Annotated in this window: 2 protein-coding genes; both read right to left on the minus strand. The window is 66.1% G+C overall.

What is annotated here, in order from left to right; genetic code table 11:
- Positions 1–924 precede the first annotated feature (924 nt).
- Positions 925–2448 carry a hypothetical protein gene (locus tag KIT86_RS24075; RefSeq protein WP_297403112.1) on the minus strand — a complete coding sequence of 508 codons (1524 nt, stop codon included), beginning with the start codon at positions 2446–2448 and terminating at the stop codon, positions 925–927.
- Positions 2391–2750: a hypothetical protein gene (locus KIT86_RS24080; RefSeq protein WP_297403113.1), complete on the minus strand. Its 360-nt coding sequence runs from the start codon at positions 2748–2750 to the stop codon at positions 2391–2393. The genes KIT86_RS24075 and KIT86_RS24080 overlap by 58 nt, the downstream gene beginning before the upstream one ends.
- Positions 2751–5149: the final 2399 nt, after the last annotated feature.

Genomic DNA, 5149 nt, shown 5'->3' on the forward strand with positions numbered 1-5149 from the left:
GGCGATGCTTTCAGGATTGGCTGCGCGCGGGCTCCTTAGCGTGCAAGGTTCACGCGCACATGCAGGGTCGGGACGCCGCGCGCCACGCCCTGTTCTACTTTCGCAAGCACATTGTCCCGCAGGCACGCCGCTGTCCGCGTCGTGCAGGCGCGCGCCATTTCAGCGCCTGACCGACGCTGATCCGCGCGGCCAGGACATGGAGAGCTCGCTGCCATCCTGCCCGCGCGCCGCGCCTGATGCGTGCGGCGCGGATCCCTGCCCGCCCATGACGCTCGACGCTATCATCAACGGCAAGCAGGGCGAGTTCCCGGGTCTCCTGCCGCTCATCGACGTGTACCTGGGCGCCGTCGACGTCGACGTGGAGACGCGATGCGCCATCCAGGGCTACCTGGACCTGATTCGGCGCCGCGCGTCCGGTGAGTGGCGGCACCGCGGCTCTCGCGTCTCCGCGAGTCTGCGCTTGACACGCCCACGCGCGCACGCCAGGAGCGCTTGCGACCACGGCCGTGTGGATGCGCGAGTTTATCCGCAGCCACCCCGACTACCGGCACGACAGCCGCGTCACGGAGCCCATTGCCTTTGACCTGCTCGACACGTGCAACCGCAGATGCTCCAAGGCCAGCTCCTGCTGCTCGTGACGGTGAGTGTGCCTACATAGCGACGAGCCTGCGCGTCGATGAGGGGCATGGCGAATAAAGGCCGGCGTGGCATAGCCTGCCATTGCATCCGCGCGTCGATGCACCGGCAACACTCTGCCAGGCTCGGGACGCGATGCCGCCAGGGCTGGTGGCCTGAGCGGGCTACGGCTCCCGCTCTGTCACGGCGCGGTGGGGCGGGTGATGGGCGCGGCTGGGGAGCGTGGCTGCGCTACGGAGCCATGCTGCGGCGCATTGCCCAATTCATTTCACGATCTGGCGGCTCTATTCAAACCCGACGCTTCTTGAAAGTGGCTGCGGCGTCCTCAGCCAGGCGGTTTGGGATGCCCATCTTGATGCACTTCGTGGCGTCGTCTGGATGTCGGATGGCCGGCTGGCGCTCATTCAGCCAGGCTATGAGCTTGGCCAGGCTCTGGCGGTCCTCCGCGGTTGCGCTCGCGGTATCGCAGAGCACGCTGACCACGAACCACATGGAGTAGATGTCGTGTGCCTTCTGCATCAATTCGCCTCCGCGTGCCTCTGGATGGCGCTCGGGGATGGACGCCATTGTCAACGGGTAGCTGTCGATGCCGGCCCTGCCCGCGAAGTCAAAGTCGATCAACGCCGCCTGGTTGTCGCCGTAGTAGAGGATGTTGGCGATGCGGATGTCGCCATGGACGATACCGGCGTTGTGAAGCACCCGCAGCGCCTTGCACGCCGCGACCAAGTGCCTGTACGAGGACGGGAAGTGCGGACGTTCCCCCGCATCGATGAAGTCGTAGTAGAGCAGCTGCACATCCGGCCCGAACGTCTCAAGCCTCGCGTTGCGCAGGTAGCCCGCGGCATACTGGCGAATGATGCCGATGTTGGGCCGCCGACGCTGACTCTTATCCACGGGGTGATCGCGCAGGAGGGGGTGGTAGTCGTACACCTTGCACACGATCTTCTCCTGGGCATTCATCGCGCCTTGCAGGACCAAGACGTTCGTGTTGAGCTCCTCCCAGACATGATACCTGGGATCCGGCTCAATGGGCCGCGTCGGCAGCCGTCTCTTCCGGTACTGCGCGCAGTCCACGACGGCCGTCAGGAAGGCGTAGAGGCCTTGTGCAGCCGTGGCAGCACCCCACAGCACCTTGGCAAGCGGCACCCATGCCAGGGAGAACGTGCCCTTGCCCGTCAGCTGCTGCTCGGCAAGAGCGCCATACACGCTCAGGCCCCCGCTCGTGATGACCGCACCGACGAACACGGGAAACGATGCCTCGGCGGACCACGTCTTCTGCATCCCGACGTGGTAGCCCATCAATTGGAACTTGGTCTTCTCGTCGTCCTGTGGGCTCAGTTTCACCTCAATCGCTCCCAGGTAGCCGTCGTCGTCGGGCTGGGCACTATTCTCATCCCGAGGCACAATGCCGATGTCCGCTCGATGGGCCATTGAGGATGCAGCGTCTGTCGGCAGCTGGTGTACACAGAGCAGGGGCAGGTGCGCCTTGTAGCACAGCTCGATCAGCAGAGCACACACGTTCGCGGACACGTGCTCCTCGAGCCTGCGTACTCCTGAGGGAGCGTTGTTGGCGAGGTCGAACTCCGTCTTGATCCGCGACGCGCACGTCGCGTACTCCGCAGGGATTTGCCTATCGTTGAATCGCGTCAGGAAGTCGAGGAACGCCCGATGGCACGCCACGCTCGCCGCCGGCTTTGGGAATACGGGGAAATTGGGCTTCAGGCAGCAGCTAGCATCGGCGGTCGACGGCGAGATCAGCGATGTCTGCACAAACTTGCGGTATGGCGCAAGTGTCGTCGCGGCGAGTGACAATTGTTCGCCTGCAGCGGCGCGGGCGCGACGGCAGCCAGCGACATGATTCTCGCAAGGCGAGGCAAGATGAGCATGCGCGCGGGCGCGCGAGCGAGCGTACGGAGGTTCCTCAATACATCTGGGAGGTTGCGAAGATTGCCATCCAGCTGCTTCAGGAGTTTTTTTGTCAGGTCAGGAACGTACTGGGCGACCTCCTCGAGCTCGCTCACATCGCCGACCCCGAGCATCCGCGCCGCGCTCGTCATCACCGTGGCCAGCTCTTTCGACCGCTTGCTGGGGTCTGCCTGCTCCACCAGCTTCATTGCCAGCGAGTACACTGTCCGCACGGCGACGGCAGGGCATTGCGTGGGTACCCGAGGCGCGCCGCACGCTCGCGCAGGCACCCATCAGGGCACCCTCGCCCATTGAGGGGACTGGGCATTCCATGCTCACCAAATTGGTACACGAGGTCTGTCGCGGGCGTCGCACCGTTGGAGAGGAAGCAGTTGACAATCCCCGCGTCCACACCTGCAAGAGCAGCCAGCTCGTGTCGCAGGCTCTCGTCACATCCGCTCATCTTTGCCGCGAGCAGCATGAGCTCCTCATCCACCCCCTTGGCCCTGGGGTCTGTGCGCCACGCTCCCGAACGCAGCGCCGCCTGCAGCCTGGCGCGGACTGCACAAGGGCACGCAGCAGTTGGCATCGTCACGGTGCGTGCCGATCCCGCACCATGCGTGCCCCCCCGCCCCAGCATCCTCACCGTGTGCTTTCGCGGCGTTCACCATGTCCGCCGCAGTTGCCGCGTCGGCAATCGCTCCCGCCGCATCGGGGCAGGCGCGAACAGTGGCCGCCACGCAATTGGTATCGTCGTCGGATGCTCCCGCAATCGTCACGAGGATCCGCACGCTGTCCGCGATCTCAGTGGTGCTTCCACCGGGTCCCTGCTGCCATCGCTGCTGTGCATCTCGCACAATTGAGCGGGCCAGCTGCCCGAGCGCATCCCTGGCGTCGGGGTCTGTGCGCCACGCTCCCGAACGCAGCGCCGCCTGCAGCATGGCGCGGACTGCACAACGCCGCGCAGCAGTTGGCATCGTCACGGCACACGCCAATCCCGTCCATCCCGCCCCGCGCGTGCCCCGCCCCAACATCCTCACCGTGCTCTCTTGCGGTGTTCACCATGCCCGCCGCTGTAGCCGCGTTGGCAATCGCTCCCGCCGCCTCGGGGCAGGCACGCACAGCGGCCGCAGCTCTTTCGACATCGTCGTCGGACGCTCCCGCCGTCGACACGAGGCTCCGCACACTGTCCTCAAGCTCTACGGTGCTCCCGCCGGGTCTCTGTTGCCATTGCTGATGCCTGTCCCGCACAACTGCGCGGCCACACATCATGCTCGGGCAGCCCCGTTAGCTTTCATGCCATCGACTCCCCACCGCCACGCGCACGAAACGCTGCCTCCCGCCTCCCCGGCCTACCGCATCTCCATGCCGCAGTCACGTTGGCCCCGTCCTCGAGTAGGCACCGCGCCGCAGATGGAGCATTCCTGATGACCACCAACACCGGCCCATCAGCGCCCGCCGCAGTCGCCAGCTGCACGAGCGCCTCCTTGGCCGTGGAGTCTGTGCGCCACGTTCCAGAACGCAGCGCCTCCGCCAGCATGGTATGGACTGGACAACGCCGCGCAGCAGTTGGACACGGTGCGCGCCAATCGCGCCCATCCCGCACCATGCGCCTCCCGCCCCAGCATCCTCACCGACATCTTGAGTGGCAGCCACCATGTCTGCCGCAGTGGCCGCCTCCACAATCGCTCCCGCCGCGTGGGGGCAGAGGCTGACCGTGTTGACGACGAGGTTTGCTTGCGGCGTTGCCATCTCCATCGCCGTCGTCAAGTTGCGGACCCTCACCACAAGCATGCTGATCGTCTCGCTTCCCCGATCTCTTGCCCACTGGTCGTACGCGCTCCTCGCAGCTGCAAGCGCGCAGAGACCGCCCACGTCAGCACAGCCGCCGAGCGCGGCGCACACGGCGTCGCCTACCATCTCTCTGCGCGCCCACAGAAGGAGGATTGGCGGAGGAGAACTGTGCCGTGGTGGACCGCGTCGGCGACCGTGCCCCGAAAAGGCGAAAGAAGGCCCTGCGCGCTCTTGCCTGCGAAGCGGCCCCCGTCGCCATTCCGCGCGGCCATGGCGCGTTGCGTGCGCTTCCTCCGCCACGAAGCCGAAGCGGTAGCCGGAAGCCAGACGACGGAAGCAAGGCCGGGAGGAGGAAGTGCGCGCGCTCTCGTTGGAAAGGTAGGGCTGTTTGGTTGTGTGCGCGAGTGTGTGTCCCCGACGACCGTCCTCGCTGACCGCAGCCAATGGCTCGGGAATTGGCCGCCAATTCGCCGAACAGCACGCGGCAGCTGGGCTGGTAGGACTGCGACGCTGGACCGTACTCGTCGGCCAGCATCCAGGGTGCATCGTTCGGGTTCTGCTCCGGCGCGTCGCCCACGCCGACGAATAGGCGCCACTCTGAGGGCGACCCAGCGGTGCACAGGGTCGCATGGCGGGTGACGGTCATCTTTGAAACACCGAAGGCGGCGCCGGCATCATTGGGCTTGGGTGGCGGGCAGTGCAACCCAGAGCTGCTTGGCGAGGGCGTGGGCGTCGGCGGGCGATCGGAGGCTGGCGTGACAGTTGGTGTTGGCGACGTTGTCGGCGCCGGCGCTGCGGCCAGGTCCGCCGCAGT

The organism is Hydrogenophaga sp. (assembly GCF_026125825.1).
GTDB lineage: Bacteria > Pseudomonadota > Gammaproteobacteria > Burkholderiales > Burkholderiaceae_C > Hydrogenophaga.

Excerpts from the sequence above, each read along its gene's own strand:
- KIT86_RS24080 (WP_297403113.1), bottom strand. The coding sequence starts at position 2,750 with ATGAAGCTGGTGGAGCAGGCAGACCCCAGCAAGCGGTCGAAAGAGCTG.